Source organism: Streptomyces roseoviridis (genome assembly GCF_039535235.1).
Lineage (GTDB): Bacteria > Actinomycetota > Actinomycetes > Streptomycetales > Streptomycetaceae > Streptomyces > Streptomyces roseoviridis.
In genome coordinates this window covers 1,201,087-1,220,936 of record NZ_BAAAWU010000001.1, presented here as the reverse complement: position 1 = coordinate 1,220,936, position 19,850 = coordinate 1,201,087, and the positions used below count along the sequence as shown (strand labels likewise).

The following is a 19,850-nucleotide window of genomic DNA, read 5'->3' as shown; positions in this document are numbered from 1 at the left end:
ATCAACCGGGTGGCCAGGTTCCGGTTCTGCCCGATCAAGCGGCACGTGTGGTCGGGGGGGCCGGTCCTGCCGGACGCGGCGACCCCGACCACGCCGCTTGCCCTATGGGGTGAGAACCCGCATCGCCATACCAGCTGCGGGCTTGGGGCCGAAAGAGGTCGACTTGCGCGGCATGAGCACCCCTTGCTCGGCGAGTTCGCGGACTTCTCCCGTGGTTGGTGTGGGCAGGAGGACGGCAGTGCCCGACCCCTCGGCCGTCACGGCGGCTACGGCCCGGTTCGCGTCGTGCAGGTACGTGACCGTGCCGGGTAGATCCGGCACTGACCAGCAGCGCGCGATGAGGAGGTGGTCGGTGACCGCGGCCGGCTGCCGGTGCCATGCGGAGGGCAGCCCCTCCAGCGCGTCCACGACCGCCGCCGAGCTCGGATCCGTCACGCTCCACGCATTCCCGCCCCCGACGAGGACCAGCTCGTCGGGCCGGGGCAGGCGTGGACCGGACGGCAGCGGGCGGACGCGGGCCACGCCGGCCGCCGCCCGTGCGGCCTTCTCCACGTCAAGGCCGGGAAGTACGCGGTGGATCGCAGTCAGCCGCAGTGGTGTAGAGGCCGAGTCGACGAGCAGGGCGAGACTGCGGTTCCAGGGCAGGCCGTCCCGCCACCTGCTGAGGCGCCGACAGGCCGCGAGGCGGTGATGGCCGTCCGCGACCAGAGGGACCTGGCTCGTGGCAAGGCCGGCGGTGAGCATGGCCTGATCGGCTCGATCAGAGCACCGCCACAGGTAGTGCGTGATGCCGCCGAGCTGGGCGGACGCGACGCGGGGGTGTTGGGCGACCCAGTCCGCAAGGCGGCGGCCGGTGCCCTCGGCAGCGCGGTGGGTGAGCAGGAGGGGTTCCAACTGCGCACGCAGACCGGACATGTGGACCGCGCGCTGCTGTACCACGTGATCCCGCACATCCTCATGAGGGACCACGGGCTCGGCCTGCCCGCCCGAGAGTGCGAATTCGCCGATCAGGCCGCGCTGGAGCAGCCTGGGGCCGAGCCGTTGCTCGTAGACGTACAGGGAAGGCTCAGGATCTCGGCGCAGAACGCCGCGCTCCAGCCACCGTTCCATCTGACCTGCGGCGTCCTGCGGATCGGGCGCCAAGAGCAGACGGGCTATGTGGTGGGGGCGTGCGCGCTGGGCGCGGGCGTGGGCGGGGCTCATATCGTCGTACGGGGGGCTGAGTACGGCGGACAGTTGGCCGGCCCGCGCCGAGTCATATCGGACGGCGCGGAACGGATAGAGCCGCACGGTGGTACGCGCCTTCCGCGACGGGACGGTCGTCAAGGTTCACTCCCGAAGATGGGCATGGCGGTGCGGGGGCGGGCGTGTCGTGGGCGCCCGCCCCCTGCCGCCGACGTCAGATCAGACGGTCACGGACTGCGGTCGGGCCTCGGCCGGTGGTTCGGCGAGGCGGCCGGTGCGGTGCAGACCGTACAGCGCGGAGGTGCACGCCAGGCCGAGCGCGGTCAGCGCCAGCCAGGGCAGGGCGGAAAGGCCGGCCTTGCGGGCGGCGTCGAGCGCGGCTCCGGTCAGCAGGTTGCCGAGGGTGATGCCGACTCCGCAGATGGTGTTGTAGAGGCCGTAGTGCGTGGCGACGAGGCGGTTGCCGGAGAGGCGGACGATGGTGTCCATCTCGAAGGGGTAGGCGATCATCGTGCCCACGGCCAGGAGTAGCGCCGCCAGCGTCGGCGGTACGGCGGCCAGCAGCCACAGCCCGATGCCTCCGCTGGGTACGGGAACCGCAGTGGAGGCGAGGAGAGGCACGAACGCCACGCCCATGGTGAGCAGTCCCCAGGTGAGGGCGCGTCCCGGCTCCATACGGGCCTTGCACCAGGCGGTCACCCTCGTCTGGAAGAGGATCGTGCTCAGCCCGGACACCGCGAATAGGACGGCGACGGCCGCCGTGCCGAAGGTGCCCTCGCCGCCGAGGCGCCGTACCTCCAGGGGAAGGGCCAGGTAGACCTGGAAGGACATGACGTACGAGCCGATCATGGCCACGGAGAAGAGCAGGAACGGTCGGTTCGCGAGGATGCCACGCCACTCGGCGAGCACGCTCTGCCCCTCCTTCTCCTTCGTCTCCTTGGCCCGGCGGGCCGGGAGAGCGCGGATCTGCACGACGCTCAGTACGGCGAAGATGCCCGCTGCGACCAGGCACGTGACGCGGAAGTCCACGCCGGTCAGCACCATGCCCACCAGCGGGCCGAGCAGGATGCCCGCCTGGTAGAAGACGTTGAACAGGGCGAACGCCTCGACCCGGCGCTCACCGGCGTCGGCGGCGAGATAGGCGCGGGTGGCGGGATTGAACAGCGCGCCGGCCAGACCCGTCGCCGCTGAGGCGGCGATCAGCGCGGGGACGGAGTCCACCAGGCCCAGGGTCGCGAAGCCGACGGTCCGCAGGACGAGGCCGGCGATGATCATCGGCTTGTAGCCGAGCCGGTCCGCGAGGGTGCCGCCGACGAGGAACATGCCCTGCTGGCTGAAGTTCCGTACGCCGAGGATGAGTCCGACGAGCCAGCCGGCGAGTCCCAGAGGCCCGGCGAGATGCGCCGCGAGATAGGGCATCAGCATGTAGAAGCCGAGGTTGATGGTGAACTGGTTCACCATCAGCAGCTGCACGCTGCGGTCGTACGAACGGACTTGGGAGATCGTGCCCTTCATCAGACCTGCTCCTCCGCGGCGTCCGCGAGGTCCTCGTCGTCCACGTCCGCGTCCAGGTCCGCGCCCGTATCGGTGAGCGTGAGGGGGTCGACCACGGTGGCGCAGCGGGTCCAGCGGGTGACCTCCTTCTCGTCGAGGCGTCCGATGACGTCCGGCTCGATCGCGGGCGGACCGTCGAGCAGACCGTGGGCGGCGCAGTAGTCGTCGTCGTACACGGTGCCGAGGTAGCGCTGCGGGCCGTCGGGGAAGATCGCGGCGATCCGTGTCTCCTTGGGCAGGGAGCGGGCGAGCCAGCCGGCGACCAGGGCGACGGCGCCGACGCTCCAGCCGCCTGTGGCGTAGTGGGAGGTGGCGAGCTGGCGGCAGGACCACACCGCCTCGCTCGGCGCCACCCAGTGCACCTCGCTGAACTGCTCATACGCGACGTTGCGCGGGTAGATGCTCGATCCGAGCCCGCGCATGAGCCGTGTGCGGGCCGGCTGGCCGAAGATCGTGGACCCGATGGTATCGACACCCACGAGCGTCAGGTCGGGGTAGAGCTGCCGCAGGACGCGGGAGACGCCGGCGGAGTGCCCCCCGGTGCCGACGCTGCACACCAGGACGTCGATGTGGCCGAGTTCCGTGGCGAGTTCGAGGGCGAGAGGTGTGTACGCGGTGGTGTTGTCCGGGTTGTTGTACTGGTCCGGGCACCAGGACCCGGGGTGCTGCGCGAGGAGCTGGGTTACGCGGTCGCGGCGGGCCTGCTGCCAGCCGCCGGTGGGGTGCGGCTCGGACACCACGTTGACCTGGGCGCCGTACGCGGTCAACAGCCGGGTCATGGACATCTCCAGGCCCGGGTCCGTGACCAGGGTGACCGGGTGGCCGTAGACCATGCCGGCGAGGGCGAGGCCCAGGCCAAGCGTTCCGCTGGTGGATTCGATGATCCTGGCGCCGGGGCGCAGATCGCCACGGGCGCGGGCCCGTTCGACCATGTGCAGGCCGGGGCGGTCCTTGATGCCGCCGGGGTTGAAGCCCTCCAGCTTCGCCCAGAAGCCGCGGCCGGCAGGGGCGAGCGGCTCCGAGATGTGGAGGAGCGGTGTGTTGCCTACCAGCCCGGAAAGGGCGGAGCGGGTGGGGGGTGTGACGTCGGTGGTCGAGGAGTGCATGATCCGCTCTCATTTCGGTGGTGCGCGTCGAGTACTCGTTCGGGAGGGCGGCCGCGTTGCACGCGGCCGGAGCCGAACGGTCTAGATGCGCCACCGGCAGACGCGGATCTGCGTCGAGCGGCCTGATCCGTATATGGCCGCTCGGCCGTCGGGCGGAGCGCGCACTTCGGTGGCCGCCGCGGTCGTGGTGTCGCCGAAGGATGAGGCGAGCGCGACGGCGTCGGACACGTGCCGGGTCGCGACATGGGTCTCCGGCACGACGCCCGGTGAAGAACAGTCGATGCCGTGACCGCTGTGCCTGTGCTGCGGGGACCGGTCTTCCGCGCGCTCGGCATCGAGGCCGAGCGCGGTGGTGGTGACGGTGTCTCTGTCCACCGGGGGGTGCCCGGCTTCGTGCAGAGGCGTGAAGCAGAGGAAGGCCGACAGCAGCAGGGTGCCGATCATGGCGGCGATTAAAGGGTTGTTGGGGTGGCGAGGCACAGTTCCTCCGGGCGGGGCCGTACCGGCTCGGTCCCTGGCGACAGGAGGGAGCGGTACCCGCGAGAGATATGGGGCATGGGGGGGCAGAACGCGCCGCTCGTCTCGCCCCCGGGCACGCGGGCGCGTGGGCGGAAAGGGGAGCGGGCGGCAGGGCGTTCTAGACCTGAAGAACCGTCGAGGCTCTCGGGGGTGCGGACGGTGTTGTGGTCGCCTTGACCATGTCGGCTTGGGTCCCGATGCTGGGCCCGGCGAAACAAGGCACATCGAGCTGTCGTGAGGAACACGGCGTATTGGGTGCCGGTGTTCCCTCCGGCGGTTCCGGCGAGCATTCGTGTGCCGGGTGTGCCGGATCGAGGTCGCCGGAGCGTTCCACAGAGCTGTGGGAGACGCTGGTCATGGCGGGCGACGCCGTAACCGCGGCCCCGTCCATGTCCGTGTGTACTCCATGGCCGGCCAGGAGGCCGAACAGGAGCGCGGCCAAGCCGAGCAGCCGTCGCAGCCTCGCCGACAGGCGGGCTTGCGACGCGCGTGAGCGCGGCCGGGAGGTAATCACGCCGTTATCTTAACCATCTCTTCTGGGTGGTTCGGAATTCCATCTGAAACATGGCGTGAATAAGTCGTGCAGATGCTCGCTCGATTGTCCGATTTGGAGGAATCGGTCAGGGTCTTTACTAAGCAACTAAGAAATAAATTTACCGCTCAACAATGCTCCTGCTGTCGGCCCTGCGTTGACCCCATGCAGCGTTCCGTGCGTGGATCGGTGTGTCTCGGGTCGGCGCTGTGCGCCGCGGCCAGTACCAGCACGGCCACGCGGTGGTCCGACTGGACGAGCGTGACGCGTAGCGGTGCATTGGAGACGCCCGCCAAGGCGTAGTCGTAGACGACAGGCGCGTCCGGGCCGTGTCCTTCTCCCGGCCCTGATGTCCGGGCTCCGTGCCAGCCGCAGCGTCGCAGCGCCTCGGTCACGTCGTCGACGCTCCCCCGGGCCTGGTCTTCGGTTGGGAAGTCGACGATCCGGTGCTGAGCCGTGGCACGTCCCTGGCCGCTGTACGTGCGGACGATCTGATCCCTCGCGCTCGACTCGGAGAACCAGACCAGCCTGCACGGGTGGGTGCCCCCGCTCGGCAGCGTCGCCGTCGACCCGTCTCCGGTGGAGACCGTCCGCCAGCGGTACGTCGCGTTCCAGGGCAGGGTCGTGGGGGAGAGCAGGGAGTCGGGAGCCAGCCCGCGTCCCGAGCCGGGGGAGGGGAGGATCGAGGCCGCCGCGACCAGTTGGCCGGTCACCGGGCCGGGCTGTGCCGAAAGGCGTGCGTCCGTGGGGCGGGGGAGAAGCCACCAGCCGGCCGTGAGCGCCACGGCGACGACGGTGGTCGCGGCCCCCGTGCGGCGGCGAGCGCGGCGCCGTATGGCTCGGAGACGTACGTCGGCGACTCCGCCGGCGGGCGCGACGAGGGAACTGGCCTCGACCGCGAAGTCCTGGAGCCGCGCATCCAGTTCCGTGGCGAGCGGCGTGGACCTGTCGTCATTCATGCGGATACGCCTCCTGTCGAGGCCGGTACGGTGCGACCGCCTGTGAGCGGGCGCGCGCCGGAGGCTCCGACGCGGCGGGGTCGGAAAGATGGCTGTTCAGGATGCGCCGGGCACGCATGAGGCGCGAGCGTACCGCCGTGCTGGTCGAACCGGTCTGCCGGGCCACCTCTTCCACGGGCAGGTCGGCCAGATGATGGAGGACGACGGCGCGTCGCTGCTCCGGGGTGAGGTGCCGGAGCGCCGCGACCAGGGCCACGTGGTCCGGGTCGAGACCGGGTACGTCTGCGGGCGGCCCGTGCCGGAAGTGTGCCTTGAGCCGGTTGCGGGCCCGACGCCACGAACTGACCGCGAGCCGCAGGGCGACCGTCCGGACCCACGGGGTGGGATCTCCCTGCTCGGCCAGCTCCGACCAACGCGGCCAGGCTCGCGCGTACGCCTCCTGTACGGCGTCCTCCGCCTCGGCGATGTCGCCCGTGACCGCGTACACGACGACGATCATGCGCCGCACGCTTTCCGCGTAGAACCTCTCGAAGTCCCGCTCGGCGGAGTCGGGCACCGGAGTGTTCACTGGCCGCCTCCTGGTCGTTCCGTACGGTGCCGGCCGCGGGCGCCCAGTCGCCGCCGCAGCGGTGTCAGCAGCGCGTCCGCCTCCGGCACACCGAGCGGGCGGGCGAGCAACAGCACGGACAGACCGATGAACCCCGCACCCGCCAGCAACACGGCTGCGTCGACGAGCGGACCGTCGCCCAGCAGATGGATGCTCAGCTGGTCGAGGGCGAGCGCCGCTCCGGCACCGGGCAGGCATGCGGCGGCGAGCCGCACGTGCGTACCGAGCGCGCCCTCGAAGCCCCGCCCCAGACGCCGTCGTAGCACGGTTGCCGTACACGCGAGTCCGACTGTGCAGGCCAATGCGTACGCGCCGGCGATGCCGACCACGGCCCAGCGCGCGGGGAGTAGCGCGTAGGCGGCGAGTGACAGGCCGGCGTTGAGGCCGGCGATGACGAGGGTGAGGAAGAAGGGGGTGCGGGTGTCCCCCAGTGCGTAGAACCCCCGGGCGAGGACGTACTGCGCGGAGAACGCCGCGAGGCCCGGAGCGAAGGCGGCGAGGACCCAGCCGATCGCCTGTGCGTCGGCCTCGGTCACCTGCCCGTACTGGTAGGCGACGCCCGTGAGGCGAGGCGCGAGGAGCAGGAAGACGATGCCGGCGGGGACGATCGCCACCGCCGTGGTCTTGAGGCAGCGGGTGAGCTCCGCGCCGATCCGGCCGGGGTCGCCGTCGACCGCCGCGCGGCTCATCACGGGCAGCAGAGCCGTCACCAGGGAGACCGTGATGATGCCCTGCGGGACGACCCACAGCTGATACGCGCTGCCGTACGCCGTGTACCCGACACCCGCCGCGATGCCCTCGGCGTCCGCCCTCACACCGGCCGTCGTCGTGAGCAGGGTCACCACCCAGTACGCGACCTGGTTCACGAGCACGAGCAGCAGCGTCCACACCGCGGCCCGCACCGGTCGGCCGAGCCCGGAGTTGCGCCAGTCGAACCGTGGGCGCCACCGGAACCCGGCCGACCGCAGGGCGGGCAGGAGGGCGAGGGCCTGTATCGCGATTCCGGCCGTGCTGCCGAGGCCGAGGAGGAGCAGCTGCCCGTCGGTGACCTGGCCGGCGCTGGTCGCCGTCACGGCGACCACGAGGTAGATCCCGAAGACGGCGATCACGACGACGTTGTTGAGGACCGGCGTCCACATCATCGCGCCGAGCCGACCCCGGGCGTTGAGCACCTGACCCAGCACGGTGAAAGCGCCGTAGAAGAGGATCTGCGGCAAGCAGTAGCGGGCCAGGGCCACCGTGAGGGCGCGCTGGGCGTCGGCGTAGTCCGTGTACGCGGTGACGATCCACGGCGCCGCGAGCACAGCCACGGCGGTGATCGCGGTGAGCGCGAGCAGGCAGAGGGTGATGAGCCGGTCGGTGTACGCCGCCCCGCCGTCCTCGTGCTCCTTTGCCGCACGCACCAGCTCGGGCACGAAGACCGAGTTGAGCGCCCCGCCCATGAGCAGGATGTAGACGATGTTCGGCACCGTGTTGGCGACGTTGTAGGCGTCCGCCAGCAAGGCCGTCCCCAGGGCCGCGACGACCACCGCGCTCCGTACGAAACCCGTGATCCGGGAGACGAGCGAACCGATCATCATCGACGCCTTGCCGCGCCTGCTGCCCGCGTCCGTCTTCCGGGCGTCGACATCGGCTCCCGCCGGCCTTGTCCCCGTCACGCCGCACCTGCCCGCGAGCCGGTTCCGCGGATCCCTGCGAAGTCGTCTGCCACATTCCGGTGCCGCCGGGCGTGCATGAGACAGGCGGGGGTATCCCGCCGCCCTCCCGAAGGGGGCGCAAGGACCAGAACGAGGAGACCTTCGACATGGCTGTCGCCGAGGTGCAGATGACCCACCGTGCCGGTGCCCTGGAGATCATGCCCACGACCCCTGAGCAGCACTTGGCCTACCTCGACTCCCTCTCGGGACGTGTGTGGGGCGAGCAGGTCAGCTTCCTCCAGCTCCCCTCCTGGAGCGCCGTCAAGGAGGGGTGGCGGGCCGAGTGGATCGGCTGGTTCGACGGGACAGGACGCCAGCGTGCCGCCGCCCAGGTGCTGTACCGGCAGCTGCCGGGCACCCGGCGGTACTTCGCCTACATCCCCGAGGGGCCGGTGCTGGACTGGGCCGACCCGGCGCTGATAGAGGTCCTGCAGCTGCTCCTCGACCACCTGCGGGCAGCCGGGGCCTTCGCTGTACGGATGGGGCCGCCCCTGGCGTACCGCCGCTGGAGCGCTGCGACGCTCAAGGCGGCCGTGGGCCCCGGGCGCCGAGTCGGAGACGTGCTGCCGGACGTCGTCGAGCCGGTCGGATCGGCCGTGGCGGACCGGCTGCGGGCGGCCGGATGGCGGCGCTGCGGCGAGGACGGCGGCGCGGGCGACGCCCAGCCGCGCCACCTGTTCGAGCTTCCGCTGGCCGGTCGGAGCACCGACGACCTGTGGTCCGGCTTCAACCAGGAGTGGCGGCGCAACGTCAAGAAGGCGCAGACGGCCGGGGTGGAGACCTACCTCGGTACCGCCGAGGACCTTCCCGCCTTCTACGACCTGCTGCAGGTCACTGAGCGGCGCGACGGCTTCCGCCTGGGGCGCTCGCTTCCGTACTTCCAGCGGCAGCACCAGGAACTCAACGCGGAGGAGAACGGGCGCATGCGGCTCTACCTCGCACGGCACGACGGCGAGGTGCTCGCCGCCCACACCATGATCGTGGCAGGCCGGCGGGCCTGGTACCAGACCGGGGCCTCCGCCGACCACCGCCGCGAGGTCAGGCCGAGCAACGCCCTGCAGTGGCGACTGATCCGCGACGCGCACTCCCTGGGGGCTACCGTCTACGACATGCGGGGCGTACCGGACACCCTCGACCCCGCGGAGCGGTCCTTCGGGCTGATGCGCTGGAAGCTCGGCACCGGAGGGGAAGTGGTGGAGACCCTGGGTGAGTGGGAGCTGCCCCTGCAGGGGGCGGTGAACAGGACCCTGCACCGCGCCATGCAGGCGTACCTGTCGCGCCGCTGAGGCCACCCCGGGGGCATGTGGATCGGTCATGGGGGAACCCTAATCGATCCTTCTAAGTTATTTAGAAGGTTGGTTGTGGGGCCGGGTGCCTTCGGCTACCTTGACCAGGACAAGTCAATCGACGGGCAGCGGAAGCCGGTGGGAATCCGGCACGGTCGCGCCACTGTGTGCTCGGCGGCAGCCGCTCATCTTCTGAGCGGTGCGGTCCGGCAGGTCAGACTCGCCCCGTCGGTCGAGCTCCACCGACCGGGACGCGTGGCCTTGGAGGTCCTGCCATGGCTCAGGCCACCGCTCAGCCGAGTGCCGTTGCCACCCCCGCCGTACTCCCCATCAAGTCGATCCTGCCCTGGGCCGTCTTCTTCGGGGCCCTGATGCTGCTCGCGCTCTTCTTCGTCGGCGCCGAGCAGGGCGCCACCGCGATCTTCGCCGGCGAAGGCGTCCACGAGTGGGTGCACGACGGCCGTCACCTGCTCGCCTTCCCCTGCCACTGAGACAGGGAAACCACACATCATGAACTCGACAATTGTCGGCAAGCTCCTCGCGCGTGGGATGGCGACCGGCCTCGTGGCTGGTCTCCTCGCCCTGGTCGTCGCCTACTTCCTCGGTGAGCCGCCGACCGAGGCGGGCATCGCCTACGAAGCGGCGCACAGTCACGAAGAGGGCGAGGAACTCGTCAGCCGTGCGGCCCAGTCCACCACTGGTCTCGCGACCGGTGTCCTCGTCTACGGCGTCGGCCTGGGCGGCATCGCCGCGCTGGCGTACTGCTTCGCCCTGGGCCGCGTCGGCGCGTTCGGCCCCCGCGCCACGGCTGGTCTGCTGTCGCTCAGCGGCCTGGTCACGGTCTACATCGTGCCGTTCCTCAAGTACCCGGCCAACCCGCCTGCGGTCAGCGACGCGGCCACCATCAGCCAGCGCACCACCCTCTACCTGCTCATGGTGGTGCTCAGCGTGCTGCTCGCCGTCGCCGCGGTGATTCTGGGCAAGCGGCTCGCGCCCCGTCTGGGCAACCGGAACGCGACCATCGCGGCAGGCGCGTTCTTCGTCCTCGCCGTCGGACTCGCGTACGCGTTCCTGCCGGCGGTCAACGAGATGCCGAAGGACTTCCCGGCCGAGGTCGTCTGGCAGTTCCGCATCTCCGCGCTCGCTGTCCAGGCGGTGCTGTGGGCCGGATTCGGTCTCGTCTTCGGCGTGCTGGCCGAGCGGTTGCTGCAACCGCGCCGGGCCGGCACGCGGATCGGGGCCGCGGAGCCGAGAGCGGTGGCGCCCTCGGCCTGATGCCCGTCCACACGGGAGGGGGCGCCGGTTGGGTACCGGCGCCCCCTCCCCTTTTTTCGCGTTCGTGCGTCAGCCGATGCGTACGCCCCACATGAAGGGCATGCCGCTGCGGGCGATGGACTCGTAACGCACCTGCGCGCCCGGCTTGGGGGCGTGGAGGATCTGTCCGTTGCCGGCGTAGAAGCCGACGTGGCTGAGGTCGCTGCGCATGAGGATCAGATCGCCGGGCTTCAGGGCGCTGAGGGAGTTGATGCGCGTGCCGGCGTTCGCCTGGGCCTGGGAGGTGCGGGGTATGGTCACGCCGGCCTGACGGAAAGCCCAAGAGGTGAGGCCGGAGCAGTCGAAGGAGCTCGGGCCGCTCGCGCCCCAGACGTACGGCATGCCGACCCTGCTCTTGGCGGCGGCGAAGGCCGCGGCGGCGCGCTGGGAGGCGCTCGCCTCGTTACCGAGGTCGACCCGTGCACTGGCCCGGTTGGCCCGGTCCTCCTCTTCGTTGATTCGGGCCCGCTCCTTCGCCGACAGGGTGTTGAGCAGCCGCTGCGCCTCGCCGAGCTTGCCCTGGATCTCCTTCTTCCGCTTGCCCAGTTCCTTCTGCACGGCGTCCAGGTCGCCCAGCTTCTGGGACGCTTCCTTGCGCTGCTGTTGGAGTGCCCGCTGCTGGGAGAGGAACTGCTGGAGGACGGTTGACTGCCGCTCGCCGACCCGGTCGAGGGCGGACGCCTTCTCCAGGTACGTGTCGGGGTCCTCGGAGAGGAAGAGCTGGATGGCCGGGTCGAGGCCCCCTGAGCGGTATTGGCCGGCGGCCACCGTGCCGATCCGGTCGCGCAGTTCGTTCAGCTCGCCCTGCTTGCGGGCGGCGGTGTCCTGGAGCGTCGCGACCTGCTTCTTGAGCTCGTCGGCCTTCTCCTTGGCCCCGTTGTACTTCTCGGTGGCCTGGGTCGCCTGCTCATAGAAGCGGTCCAACTGCGCCTTGACCCCCTTCTTGTTGGGGTCAGGCAGCGGGTCGGCCGAGGCCGTCTGGGTGGACAGGGCCACGGCCGCCGCGGCGGTGGCGGTGATGACGCCGGTGTAGCGCGGATTGGACTGCTTCGGGCGGCGGTGGGAGGCCACGGCGGAGCTCCTTCTTCCTTGGCCGCCGACGGGCGGGGCATACAGCGGGCACGGCGACGTCTCCGTCGCCGCCCCGGGTGGGCGACCGGCTGTGCGAAGACTCCGCGAATACTAAGCTGCTTAGAGACTTAGTCTCAATGAGGGGCCATGGGGCGCGATGTGAGGCGTGCCACAAGCGGGTCGGACATTGATGGAAAGCCCTCATCGTGAGCGTCTTACGATGACCCGGTTCTGTGCACAACGAAGGGACCGCTCGTGAACGTCCGGCTCACGTTGGTGTGCGCTCCCGCCGCTGCGGAGCGCGATGTGCGATTCGGCGAGGTGCCGCTGGACGAACGGGCGCTGCGGCAGGCCGGGGAGATGGCTGCTGCCCTGCCGCGAGCCTCACTGCACTACTCGGCACCGTCTGAGCGGTGCGAGCAGACGGCCCGGGCCCTGCTGTGGGACGTCGTGACAGTGGAGCCGGCCCTTCGCGACATGGACATGGGCAGGTGCGCAGGGCGGACCCTCGGTGAAGTCGCGGAACGGGAGGGTGACGGGCTCGCCGTCTGGACGACCGACCCCGAAGCGGTGCCGCATGGTGGCGAGTCCGTGTCACAGGTGTGCGAGAGGGTCGCAGTTTGGCTCGACGGATTGCCCGCTGACGCCGGGCGGGTGCTGGCCGTCGCGGAGCAGTCGGTGGTGCGTGCGGCGGTAGTCGGTGCCTTGGGCATGCCGCAGGCGCTGTTCTGGCGGATCGATGTGCCGCCCCTGGCGGCTGTGCACCTCAGGGGGCGGAACGGCCGCTGGAATCTGCGGATGGGAGCGCTCTCGACCGTGCGGGACTGGGGAGAGAACTGACCGTCGGCGGTAGGTGGCCATCGGGGAGCTACAGGGGCAGAAGTTGCGGACGCTTCGGCTCCAGGACCTCGTCAGAGGCCCTGCCGAGCAGGTGCTGGCCGAGCCAGGGAAGGAAGTGCTCCTTGGCCCAGCGAAGGTCGTCCAGCCTCTGGGGCTGCCGTACGCGTCCCTGCAGCGCGTGGGTTGCGGGTGCGCTTCGCGTCGGGCGTAGCCCCAGAACGCCTGCGGCTCGTAGCGCGACCTGTCGGTGCCCTTCGGACGACAGGTGCAGGCGGTCATCGCTCCACGCGCGGGGATGCTGAAGGGCCTTCATCGACCAGAGGTCCACGACCAGGCATCCGTGCCGGTCCGCTATGGCGTGGATGTGCGCGGTGTAAGTGGCGATCTTTCCGCGCAGTCGGCGCAGTACGGGTGTGCCCCGGGGATCGAAGCCGGTGAACACGAGCACGGTCTTCGCGTGGGAGCTGAGCTCGACCACTGCTTCCTCGAACCGCTCTGCGATGCGATCCACGGAACTGCCCAGCCGTAAAATGTCGTTGCCGCCGGCGCAGAAGCTCACCAGGTCCGGCGTCAGTTCGGCTACCTGCGGCACCTGCTCCTCGAGGATCTCGTCGATGAGCCGGCCACGAACGGCGAGATTGGCGTAACGGAAGGGCACCGGCGAGCGGCGGGCCAGCAGATCGGCGAGGCGATCGGCCCACCCCAGGAGAGCGCCGTCGGGAGCCTCGTCGCCGAGCCCCTCGGTGAAGCTGTCTCCCAAAGCCACGAACGAGCCGATGGGGGCGCTGCCAACTGTGCTCTGCCTCTCCAGCATTCTCGCCCTCCCTGGACACCCGGTCCTGCCGCGACTCGAGAAGCCGTAGGACCGGGCGAGCACCGTGAGGTACGCCGGGCGGGCGGGGGATGTGCCGCAGGCGTACCTGCAACCCATGGGCATCGCCCGGTCCTAGTGGTTGAGGCTCGGTACCGGGGCGCCGGATCCCGAGCCGTGTGAAGCATCCTGGCGTGGGCGCGTGGCGCTCGACAAGCGCATTCCCTTGCGGCAACACGCGATGGCGTGATCACGCCAGGATGCCGCAGCCATCAGTGGTGATCGCCGCTTGCCACGGAGAGGCGCTTGGTGAACGTCTTCCCCGCGTCCCGGGACTCGTAGATGCCGTCTTGGGTGGCCGCGAGGATGTGCTTTTCGTCGACGGCGGTCAGGGCCTGCGGCTGGCCTCCGGGTACGGAAGCCGTCTTCTTCCAGGTGCTTCCGCCGTCCGAGCTGATGCTGAGGGCACCGGTGAAGTCGACGCCGAAGAGGGATTCCGGGGACGCCCAGGAGAGGAATTCCATCCCCGGCCCCTGGCCGGGGGCGAAGGTCGCGCCTCCGTCCGTGCTGCGCGCGACGCCCTCCGCCGTGGTGGCGACGAGCTGGTTCGGCTCGGCGGGGTTCACCGCGAAGTCGAGGGCCTGCAGACGGGCACGGTCCTGCCAGGTCCTGCCGTCCTTGCTGACGCGCAACAGACCGCCCGTGCTGTCGTACCCGTAAGTGATGCCCTTGGCGTGGTCGAGGCTGTGGAAGTCCGCCTCGCCCTTGAGCGAAGCGGTCTTCCAGGACTTTCCGGCATCGGTGCTCTTGATCAGCCCGTGGTTGTCCGGCTGGTCACTGCCGGGGGCCGGGTGGCCGCTGGCCAGGAAGGTCTTGGCGCCGGCCACGGTGAAGCCCATGAAGTCGTCCCTGCTGTTCCCGACGAGCTGAGGGCTCCCCTTGTCGTCCGCGGTGTAGATCCCCTCGTGGGTGGCCACGTAGAGCCGCCCGTCCTCCGGGTCGATTCCGAGTCCGTGGATGTGGCTGTGCAACGCGGGCTGCGGCTCCTTGCCCTGAGCGGCGGCACCATCGGCGGAGCCGCCCTCGCCGCATGCGGCGAGCAGGACGGTTCCGGCGGCGATGGCGCCCACCGCGAGAAGACCGCGGGTGCGCTTGCGGGGGGAAGGAGTCGAGGAGGGGGACATGGTGCTTCACCTCGTGCTGGTTGTGATGTCGGGGTGGGTCGGTTGTAGGGGAGGCTGCCGGCGGCTGCGCGCGACGCCTGACTGAGGGCTGGCAGCCCGGCGGTCTCGCGTTCACACGGCGGGGCGCGGCCCGCCCTCCGACAGTCAACCGTGCCCCGCCTATGGGCGGCCGGGCGGGGTGGCAGACGAGAGCCGGACGAAGGCGCCTCGGCGGGCGGCGGCTGGCGTGAGGGGCAACGGGCGCGGAAGAGGGGCGGACCCGTCCGGGTCCGCCCCTCGGCGTTGGTTCGCCTTACTTGTCGATGGGCTGGAAGCCGCGCAGGCGCAGGCTGTTGCCGACCACGAAGACCGACGAGAAGGCCATCGCGGCACCGGCGATCATCGGGTTGAGCAGTCCGGCCGCGGCGAGCGGCAGGGCGGCGACGTTGTAGGCGAAGGCCCAGAAGAGGTTCGAGCGGATGGTGCCGAGCGTCTTGCGGGAGAGCCGGATGGCGTCCGCCGCGGCCCGCAGGTCGCCCCGTACGAGGGTCAGGTCGCCGGCCTCGATGGCGGCGTCCGTGCCCGTGCCCATCGCCAGGCCCAGGTCGGCCTGGGCGAGCGCGGCGGCGTCGTTGACGCCGTCGCCGACCATGGCGACCGAACGGCCCTCGCCCTGAAGCTTCTTGACGACGTCCACCTTGTCCTGCGGCATGACCTCGGCGATCACCTCGTCGATGCCGACCTCGGCGGCGACGGCCTCGGCGACCGCCTTGTTGTCGCCGGTGAGCAGGATCGGGGTCAGGCCGAGCGCACGGAGCCGCCTGATGGCCTCGGCGCTGGTCTCCTTGACGGCGTCGGCGACCTCCAGGACCGCGCGGGCCTCGCCGTCCCAGGCCACCGCGATGGCGGTCTTGCCGGCCTTCTCGGCGGCGTCCTTGGCCGACTTCAGGCTCGCCGGGAGGGTCACGGCCCACTCGTCGAGCAGCTTCTCGCGGCCGACGAGGACGGCGTGGCCGTCGACGACGCCCTGGACACCGAGGCCGGGAACGTTGACGAAGTCCTCGGGGGCGGGCAGGGTGCCGACCTTCGCTGCCGCGCCGGTGGCGACGGCCTGGGCGATCGGGTGCTCGGAGGAGTGCTCCAGGGCACCGGCGAGGCGCAGCACGTCGGTCTCGTCCGTGCCGGCGGCGGTGTGGACCTTGATCAGGGTCATCCGGCCGGTGGTGACGGTGCCGGTCTTGTCCAGGACGATGGTGTCGACCTTGCGGGTGGTCTCCAGGACCTCGGGGCCCTTGATGAGGATGCCGAGCTGGGCGCCGCGGCCGGTGCCGACCATGAGGGCGGTCGGGGTGGCCAGGCCCAGGGCGCACGGGCAGGCGATGATCAGGACGGCGACGGCCGCGGTGAACGCGGAGGTCAGGCCCTGGCCCGTACCCAGCCAGAAGCCGAGGGTGCCGAGCGAGAGGGCGATGACGATCGGCACGAACACGGCCGAGATCCTGTCGGCGAGGCGCTGGGCGGCGGCCTTGCCGTTCTGGGCGTCCTCGACGAGCTTGGCCATCCGGGCGAGCTGCGTGTCGGCGCCGACCCGGGTGGCCTCGACGACCAGGCGGCCGCCCGCGTTCAGGGTGGCGCCGGTGACGGAGTCGCCGACCCCCACCTCGACGGGCACGGACTCGCCGGTGAGCATCGAGGCGTCGACGGCCGAGGAGCCCTCGACGACCGTGCCGTCCGTCGCGATCTTCTCGCCGGGGCGGACCAGGAAGCGGTCCCCGACCTGGAGTTCGGCGGTCGGTACGGTGACCTCCCGGCCGTTCCTGAGGACGGTCACCTCCTTCGCGCCCAGCTGCATCAGCGCCTTCAGCGCCGCGCCCGCCTTCCGCTTGGAGCGGGCCTCGAAGTAGCGGCCGGCCAGGATGAAGGCGGTGACGCCGGCCGCGGCCTCCAGGTAGATGTTCCCGGCGCCGTCGGTGCGGGCGATGGTGAACTCGAAGGGGTGCGTCATGCCGGGCGTGCCGGCGGTGCCGAAGAACAGCGCCCACAGCGACCACAGGAACGCGGCGACGGTGCCGACCGAGATCAGCGTGTCCATCGTGGCGGCGCCGTGCCGGGCGTTGGTCCAGGCGGCCCGGTGGAAGGGCCAGGCGGCGTACGTGACGACCGGCGCGGCGAGCGTGAGGCTCAGCCACTGCCAGTACTCGATCTGCAGGGCCGGGACCATCGCCATGGCGATGACCGGTACGGCGAGGGCGACGGCGGTGACCAGGCGCTGCTTCAGCGGCCGCAGCTCCTCGTCGGCCTTCTCCTCGTCGGTGGGGCCGCCGCCGCCGTCGGCGCCGCCGCTCGCGGCCGGGCGCTCGGGCTCGGGCTCGGCGGCCGTGTAGCCGGTGGCCTCGACGGTGGCGATCAGGTCGGCGACCGGGATGTCGGCGGAGAAGGTGACCTTCGCCTTCTCGGTCGCGTAGTTGACGGTGGCCTCGACCCCGTCCATGCGGTTGAGCTTCTTCTCGATACGGGCCGCGCACGAGGCGCAGGTCATGCCGCCGATGGCGAGCTCGACCTGGGCGGCGCCGGCCGTCGTTGGGGTGCTCATGACTGCTGCTCCTCGTTCGCTGGTGTCTTGCTGGGATCAGGCGCGGCCGCGGTAGTCGTAGCCGGCGTCCTCGATCGTCTCCTCGACGACCGTGTCGTCGAGCGCGGCGGTGCTGTGGACGGTGACGAGGCCGGTGCCGATCGTGATGTCGATGGCGTCGACTCCCTCGATCTCGCCGAGCGCCTTCGTGACGACACCCTTGCAGTGGGCGCTGTTGACGCCGTCGACCTTGTAGGTGGTGGTGTACGCAGACATGAAACCCTCCCGATTCTCTTCGATACCCCCCGGGGGTATCGACCTGCGTTATGTATACCCCATCGTTCCTCGGCCATGCAAGGTGCGGTGGTGGATTTGATTACCCCCCAGGGGTATGCCGAGCAGGGGGAATGACTCGGCGCCGCAGGGTGAGGGGGTGATGGGAGTGCGGCGGCGAGCCGAGCGACCGCTGCGCTCCGGGGCGCGTCGGCTCGTTGGTAAGCGTGGTGCGAACGATCAGCGCGCCCCGGGGCCTCGCCCGTGTGAGCATCTGGCTCAGGCGCTGGTGACCCGTGTCAGACCATTCTGGCGTGGGTGACTAGCTCACGAGTGCGGTGACGAGTCGTTCGACGGCCGGACGCGGATCGGGCGTGCCCGGCCACGACATCATCAGCAGGTGGTGGCAGGTGCCAACGAGAGCAAGGGCCGCCGCGCCCGCGTCCACGCGGCTGGGTACCCGGCCGAGCTCCCGCTCCGCCTGGAGGTAGTCGGCGACGGTCTCCTCGATCGCCGCGAAGCCGGGGGCCCCGGCCTGGAAGGCCTCCCGGACCCGCAGTGAGGCGGCTGGCCGGGTCATGGCGAGGCCCGAAAGGGCAGGGCCGCCGGAGGCGAACAGAGCGAGGACGACGGCGTTCAGGTTCCCTGTCACCGTGCTCTGTCCGACGAGCCGGGGAAGGGCCCCGGCCCGCTCGGCGGTGCGCGCGAACCGGTCGAGGACGAGCTCGGCCACAAACTCGTCGAGGCCTGCGAAGTGCGTGTGAAGCAGCCCCTTGGCGCATCCCGCCTCCGTGGTGACGGCACGGCTGGTGAGGGCGCCCGGCCCGTCCCTCTCGACGACGCGTTCCGCCGCCGCGAACAGGCGCTCGCGCACGTCCGGGGTCGCCACTCCGCGCGGTGACATGAGCCTGCCCGTCCTCTCTGTCGTGTGTTGCGCCGTCCTTACGGACGGATCGTATGGGCATTGCCAGTATGGGCGCACGCCCATACTGTGTTGCATGCCAGTTTGGGCGTACGCCCATTCCCTATTTCACCTTGAGGAGACTTCATGCCGGAGATCGTCAACACCCAGCAGGCGCAAGCGTGGAACGGTTCCGAAGGTGACCACTGGGCTCGCCACCAAGACCGCTGGAACGCTGTCAACGAAGGCTTCAACGAGCCCCTGCTGACCGCCACCTCCATCACAGGCGACTGCCACACCCTCGACCTCGGTTGCGGTGCCGGCCAGACCACGCGCCTCGCCGCCCTTCGAGCCCCCGAGGGTCGTGCGCTCGGCCTGGACCTGTCCGCACCGATGCTCGCCGAGGCGCGCACGCGTGCGGCGGTCGAGGGAGTGGCCAACGTCTCCTTCGTCCAGGGCGACGCTCAGGTGCATCCCTTCGAGGAGGCCGCGTTCGACGCCGCCATCAGCCGTTACGGCGTGATGTTCTACACGGACCCCGAGAAGGCGTTCGCCAACATCGGACGCGCCCTGCGCCCCGGCGGCCGCCTCGCCTTCATCTGCCCCTCCGCCCCGGAGCTCAACGGCTGGGTGACGGCCATGACATCCCTGGAAGGCATCCTGCCGACGGGCGACTTCCGCACACCGGGCGACGGGCCCGGCATGTTCTCCTTGTCCGCACCGGAACGTGTCCGCTCCGTCCTCATCGCTGCCGGCTACACCGACATTACGGTCGACGAGGTGACGGCGTACGGCACCTGGGGCCAAGACGCCGCGGACGCTGCGGACTTTCTGCTGGCCACGGGCCCCGGGCGCCATCTCATGCAGCAGGCCGACCCGCCCACCCAGGCCCGCGCCCGCAAGGCGCTCACCGCCCACTTGGCCGCCCATGAGACGCCCGACGGTACGGTTCGCCTTCTGAGCACCTCCTGGCTGGTTACGGCGGAACGCCCACAGGGCTAGGCAGTCCTTCCGGCCTGTCGCGCTCGGCCGGGCGGCTGAGTGCCGTGACGTCGCGCGAACTTCGGATTAGGACGGCAGGACCGGGCGAGCGCCGCAGGTTGCGACGAGCGCGCGGGGGGTTCCGCTCGTCGTACCGTGCGCCTCCAGGGCAACGCCCGGTCCTTGCCGTTCGGACGTGGCTCCCGTGCCGCCGGGGCCGCGTCGCGTGCATCATCCTGGTGCAGCGCCGAACCCCAGCCAAGCGCCACAGGTTGCGTAAAGACGCGATGGCGCGATGACGCCACAGTTTCGGCCGACGGAAGGTTCTCGGGTTGCCGGTGATGTTGCAACGGGCGGCGTGGGGAGCCGATGCGGTATGGAGTATTGATCCGCCTCGCGTACCAGGGGTACCGCAGGCGACGGTAGGCCAGAACATCGATGGCGGCGCCTTCGGTCCGAGGGAGAGCGCGTTGAAGCGG

At 70.6% G+C, this 19,850-nt stretch carries 18 protein-coding genes; 5 read left to right on the top strand and 13 right to left on the bottom strand.

Translation table 11 applies throughout. From position 1 onward, the window contains the following. Window positions 1-102 precede the first annotated feature (102 nt). The 7 genes from ABD954_RS05395 to murJ all read right to left on the bottom strand — a co-directional run bounded on the left by ABD954_RS05395 (window position 103) and on the right by murJ (window position 8,042). Window positions 103-1,326: a DUF1015 domain-containing protein gene (locus ABD954_RS05395; RefSeq protein WP_345484608.1), complete on the bottom strand. Its 1,224-nt coding sequence runs from the start codon at window positions 1,324-1,326 to the stop codon at window positions 103-105. Window positions 1,327-1,404: 78 nt separating this feature from the next. Further along, on the bottom strand, window positions 1,405-2,700 hold the full coding sequence (locus ABD954_RS05390) for an MDR family MFS transporter (RefSeq protein WP_345484607.1): 1,296 nt from the start codon (window positions 2,698-2,700) through the stop codon (window positions 1,405-1,407). Then, entirely contained in the window at window positions 2,700-3,845 is a 1,146-nt protein-coding gene (locus tag ABD954_RS05385) for a PLP-dependent cysteine synthase family protein (protein WP_345484606.1), read from the bottom strand. The genes ABD954_RS05390 and ABD954_RS05385 overlap by 1 nt, the downstream gene beginning before the upstream one ends. An 81-nt stretch (window positions 3,846-3,926) precedes the next feature. Next, window positions 3,927-4,289 carry a hypothetical protein gene (locus tag ABD954_RS05380; protein WP_345484605.1) on the bottom strand — a complete coding sequence of 121 codons (363 nt, stop codon included), beginning with the start codon at window positions 4,287-4,289 and terminating at the stop codon, window positions 3,927-3,929. Between the two features lie 735 nt (window positions 4,290-5,024). Continuing rightward, on the bottom strand, window positions 5,025-5,855 hold the full coding sequence (locus ABD954_RS05375; RefSeq protein ID WP_345484604.1) for a hypothetical protein: 831 nt from the start codon (window positions 5,853-5,855) through the stop codon (window positions 5,025-5,027). Next, the gene (locus ABD954_RS05370; protein WP_345484603.1) at window positions 5,848-6,423 is read right to left on the bottom strand and encodes a SigE family RNA polymerase sigma factor; all 576 of its coding nucleotides are present in this window, start codon (window positions 6,421-6,423) and stop codon (window positions 5,848-5,850) included. The genes ABD954_RS05375 and ABD954_RS05370 overlap by 8 nt, the downstream gene beginning before the upstream one ends. Continuing rightward, a complete protein-coding gene (gene murJ / locus ABD954_RS05365) occupies window positions 6,420-8,042 on the bottom strand; it encodes a murein biosynthesis integral membrane protein MurJ (protein ID WP_345491977.1) in 1,623 nt (540 codons plus the stop codon). The genes ABD954_RS05370 and murJ overlap by 4 nt, the downstream gene beginning before the upstream one ends. A gap of 224 nt (window positions 8,043-8,266) precedes the next feature. Here murJ and ABD954_RS05360 point away from each other — a divergent pair, with 224 nt between their 5' ends. The 3 genes from ABD954_RS05360 to ABD954_RS05350 all read left to right on the top strand — a co-directional run bounded on the left by ABD954_RS05360 (window position 8,267) and on the right by ABD954_RS05350 (window position 10,720). Then, the gene (locus tag ABD954_RS05360; protein WP_345484602.1) at window positions 8,267-9,445 is read left to right on the top strand and encodes a lipid II:glycine glycyltransferase FemX; all 1,179 of its coding nucleotides are present in this window, start codon (window positions 8,267-8,269) and stop codon (window positions 9,443-9,445) included. 275 nt (window positions 9,446-9,720) lie between these two features. Beyond that, window positions 9,721-9,936: a CbtB domain-containing protein gene (locus ABD954_RS05355; RefSeq protein WP_345484601.1), complete on the top strand. Its 216-nt coding sequence runs from the start codon at window positions 9,721-9,723 to the stop codon at window positions 9,934-9,936. A gap of 19 nt (window positions 9,937-9,955) precedes the next feature. Then, window positions 9,956-10,720, top strand: coding sequence for a CbtA family protein (locus tag ABD954_RS05350; protein ID WP_345484600.1), 765 nt, complete (start codon window positions 9,956-9,958; stop codon window positions 10,718-10,720). Between the two features lie 69 nt (window positions 10,721-10,789). On the opposite strand, the gene ABD954_RS05345 is transcribed toward ABD954_RS05350, so the two are convergent. After that, window positions 10,790-11,830 carry a C40 family peptidase gene (locus ABD954_RS05345; protein ID WP_345484599.1) on the bottom strand — a complete coding sequence of 347 codons (1,041 nt, stop codon included), beginning with the start codon at window positions 11,828-11,830 and terminating at the stop codon, window positions 10,790-10,792. Between the two features lie 255 nt (window positions 11,831-12,085). Here ABD954_RS05345 and ABD954_RS05340 point away from each other — a divergent pair, with 255 nt between their 5' ends. Continuing rightward, the gene (locus ABD954_RS05340; RefSeq protein WP_345484597.1) at window positions 12,086-12,670 is read left to right on the top strand and encodes a histidine phosphatase family protein; all 585 of its coding nucleotides are present in this window, start codon (window positions 12,086-12,088) and stop codon (window positions 12,668-12,670) included. Window positions 12,671-12,698: 28 nt separating this feature from the next. Here ABD954_RS05340 and ABD954_RS05335 read toward each other — a convergent pair whose 3' ends face one another. The 5 genes from ABD954_RS05335 to ABD954_RS05315 form a co-directional block, all read right to left on the bottom strand. Continuing rightward, on the bottom strand, window positions 12,699-13,484 hold the full coding sequence (locus ABD954_RS05335; protein WP_345484596.1) for an SGNH/GDSL hydrolase family protein: 786 nt from the start codon (window positions 13,482-13,484) through the stop codon (window positions 12,699-12,701). Window positions 13,485-13,753: 269 nt separating this feature from the next. After that, the gene (locus tag ABD954_RS05330) at window positions 13,754-14,665 is read right to left on the bottom strand and encodes a F510_1955 family glycosylhydrolase (RefSeq protein ID WP_345484595.1); all 912 of its coding nucleotides are present in this window, start codon (window positions 14,663-14,665) and stop codon (window positions 13,754-13,756) included. 292 nt (window positions 14,666-14,957) lie between these two features. Continuing rightward, a complete protein-coding gene (locus ABD954_RS05325; protein ID WP_345484594.1) occupies window positions 14,958-17,237 on the bottom strand; it encodes a heavy metal translocating P-type ATPase in 2,280 nt (759 codons plus the stop codon). Between the two features lie 36 nt (window positions 17,238-17,273). Then, complete coding sequence (locus ABD954_RS05320; RefSeq protein WP_345484593.1) at window positions 17,274-17,492, bottom strand: heavy-metal-associated domain-containing protein; 219 nt, start codon at window positions 17,490-17,492, stop codon at window positions 17,274-17,276. Window positions 17,493-17,811: 319 nt separating this feature from the next. Next, window positions 17,812-18,393, bottom strand: a complete 582-nt coding sequence (locus tag ABD954_RS05315) for a TetR/AcrR family transcriptional regulator (RefSeq protein WP_345484592.1) — start codon at window positions 18,391-18,393, stop codon at window positions 17,812-17,814. 144 nt (window positions 18,394-18,537) lie between these two features. Here ABD954_RS05315 and ABD954_RS05310 point away from each other — a divergent pair, with 144 nt between their 5' ends. Next, window positions 18,538-19,392, top strand: a complete 855-nt coding sequence (locus tag ABD954_RS05310) for a class I SAM-dependent methyltransferase (RefSeq protein WP_345484591.1) — start codon at window positions 18,538-18,540, stop codon at window positions 19,390-19,392. The last annotated feature ends 458 nt before the right edge of the window (window positions 19,393-19,850 follow it).

Bases quoted from the DNA above. Each gene is read 5' to 3' on its own strand.
- ABD954_RS05390 (WP_345484607.1), bottom strand. From the start codon at position 2,700: ATGAAGGGCACGATCTCCCAAGTCCGTTCGTACGACCGCAGCGTGCAG.
- ABD954_RS05385 (WP_345484606.1), bottom strand. From the start codon at position 3,845: ATGCACTCCTCGACCACCGACGTCACACCCCCCACCCGCTCCGCCCTT.
- ABD954_RS05380 (WP_345484605.1), bottom strand. From the start codon at position 4,289: ATGATCGGCACCCTGCTGCTGTCGGCCTTCCTCTGCTTCACGCCTCTG.
- ABD954_RS05375 (WP_345484604.1), bottom strand. From the start codon at position 5,855: ATGAATGACGACAGGTCCACGCCGCTCGCCACGGAACTGGATGCGCGG.
- murJ (WP_345491977.1), bottom strand. From the start codon at position 8,042: ATGATGATCGGTTCGCTCGTCTCCCGGATCACGGGTTTCGTACGGAGC.
- ABD954_RS05360 (WP_345484602.1), top strand. From the start codon at position 8,267: ATGGCTGTCGCCGAGGTGCAGATGACCCACCGTGCCGGTGCCCTGGAG.
- ABD954_RS05355 (WP_345484601.1), top strand. From the start codon at position 9,721: ATGGCTCAGGCCACCGCTCAGCCGAGTGCCGTTGCCACCCCCGCCGTA.
- ABD954_RS05350 (WP_345484600.1), top strand. From the start codon at position 9,956: ATGAACTCGACAATTGTCGGCAAGCTCCTCGCGCGTGGGATGGCGACC.
- ABD954_RS05335 (WP_345484596.1), bottom strand. From the start codon at position 13,484: ATGCTGGAGAGGCAGAGCACAGTTGGCAGCGCCCCCATCGGCTCGTTC.
- ABD954_RS05330 (WP_345484595.1), bottom strand. From the start codon at position 14,665: ATGTCCCCCTCCTCGACTCCTTCCCCCCGCAAGCGCACCCGCGGTCTT.
- ABD954_RS05325 (WP_345484594.1), bottom strand. From the start codon at position 17,237: ATGAGCACCCCAACGACGGCCGGCGCCGCCCAGGTCGAGCTCGCCATC.
- ABD954_RS05320 (WP_345484593.1), bottom strand. From the start codon at position 17,492: ATGTCTGCGTACACCACCACCTACAAGGTCGACGGCGTCAACAGCGCC.
- ABD954_RS05315 (WP_345484592.1), bottom strand. From the start codon at position 18,393: ATGTCACCGCGCGGAGTGGCGACCCCGGACGTGCGCGAGCGCCTGTTC.
- ABD954_RS05310 (WP_345484591.1), top strand. From the start codon at position 18,538: ATGCCGGAGATCGTCAACACCCAGCAGGCGCAAGCGTGGAACGGTTCC.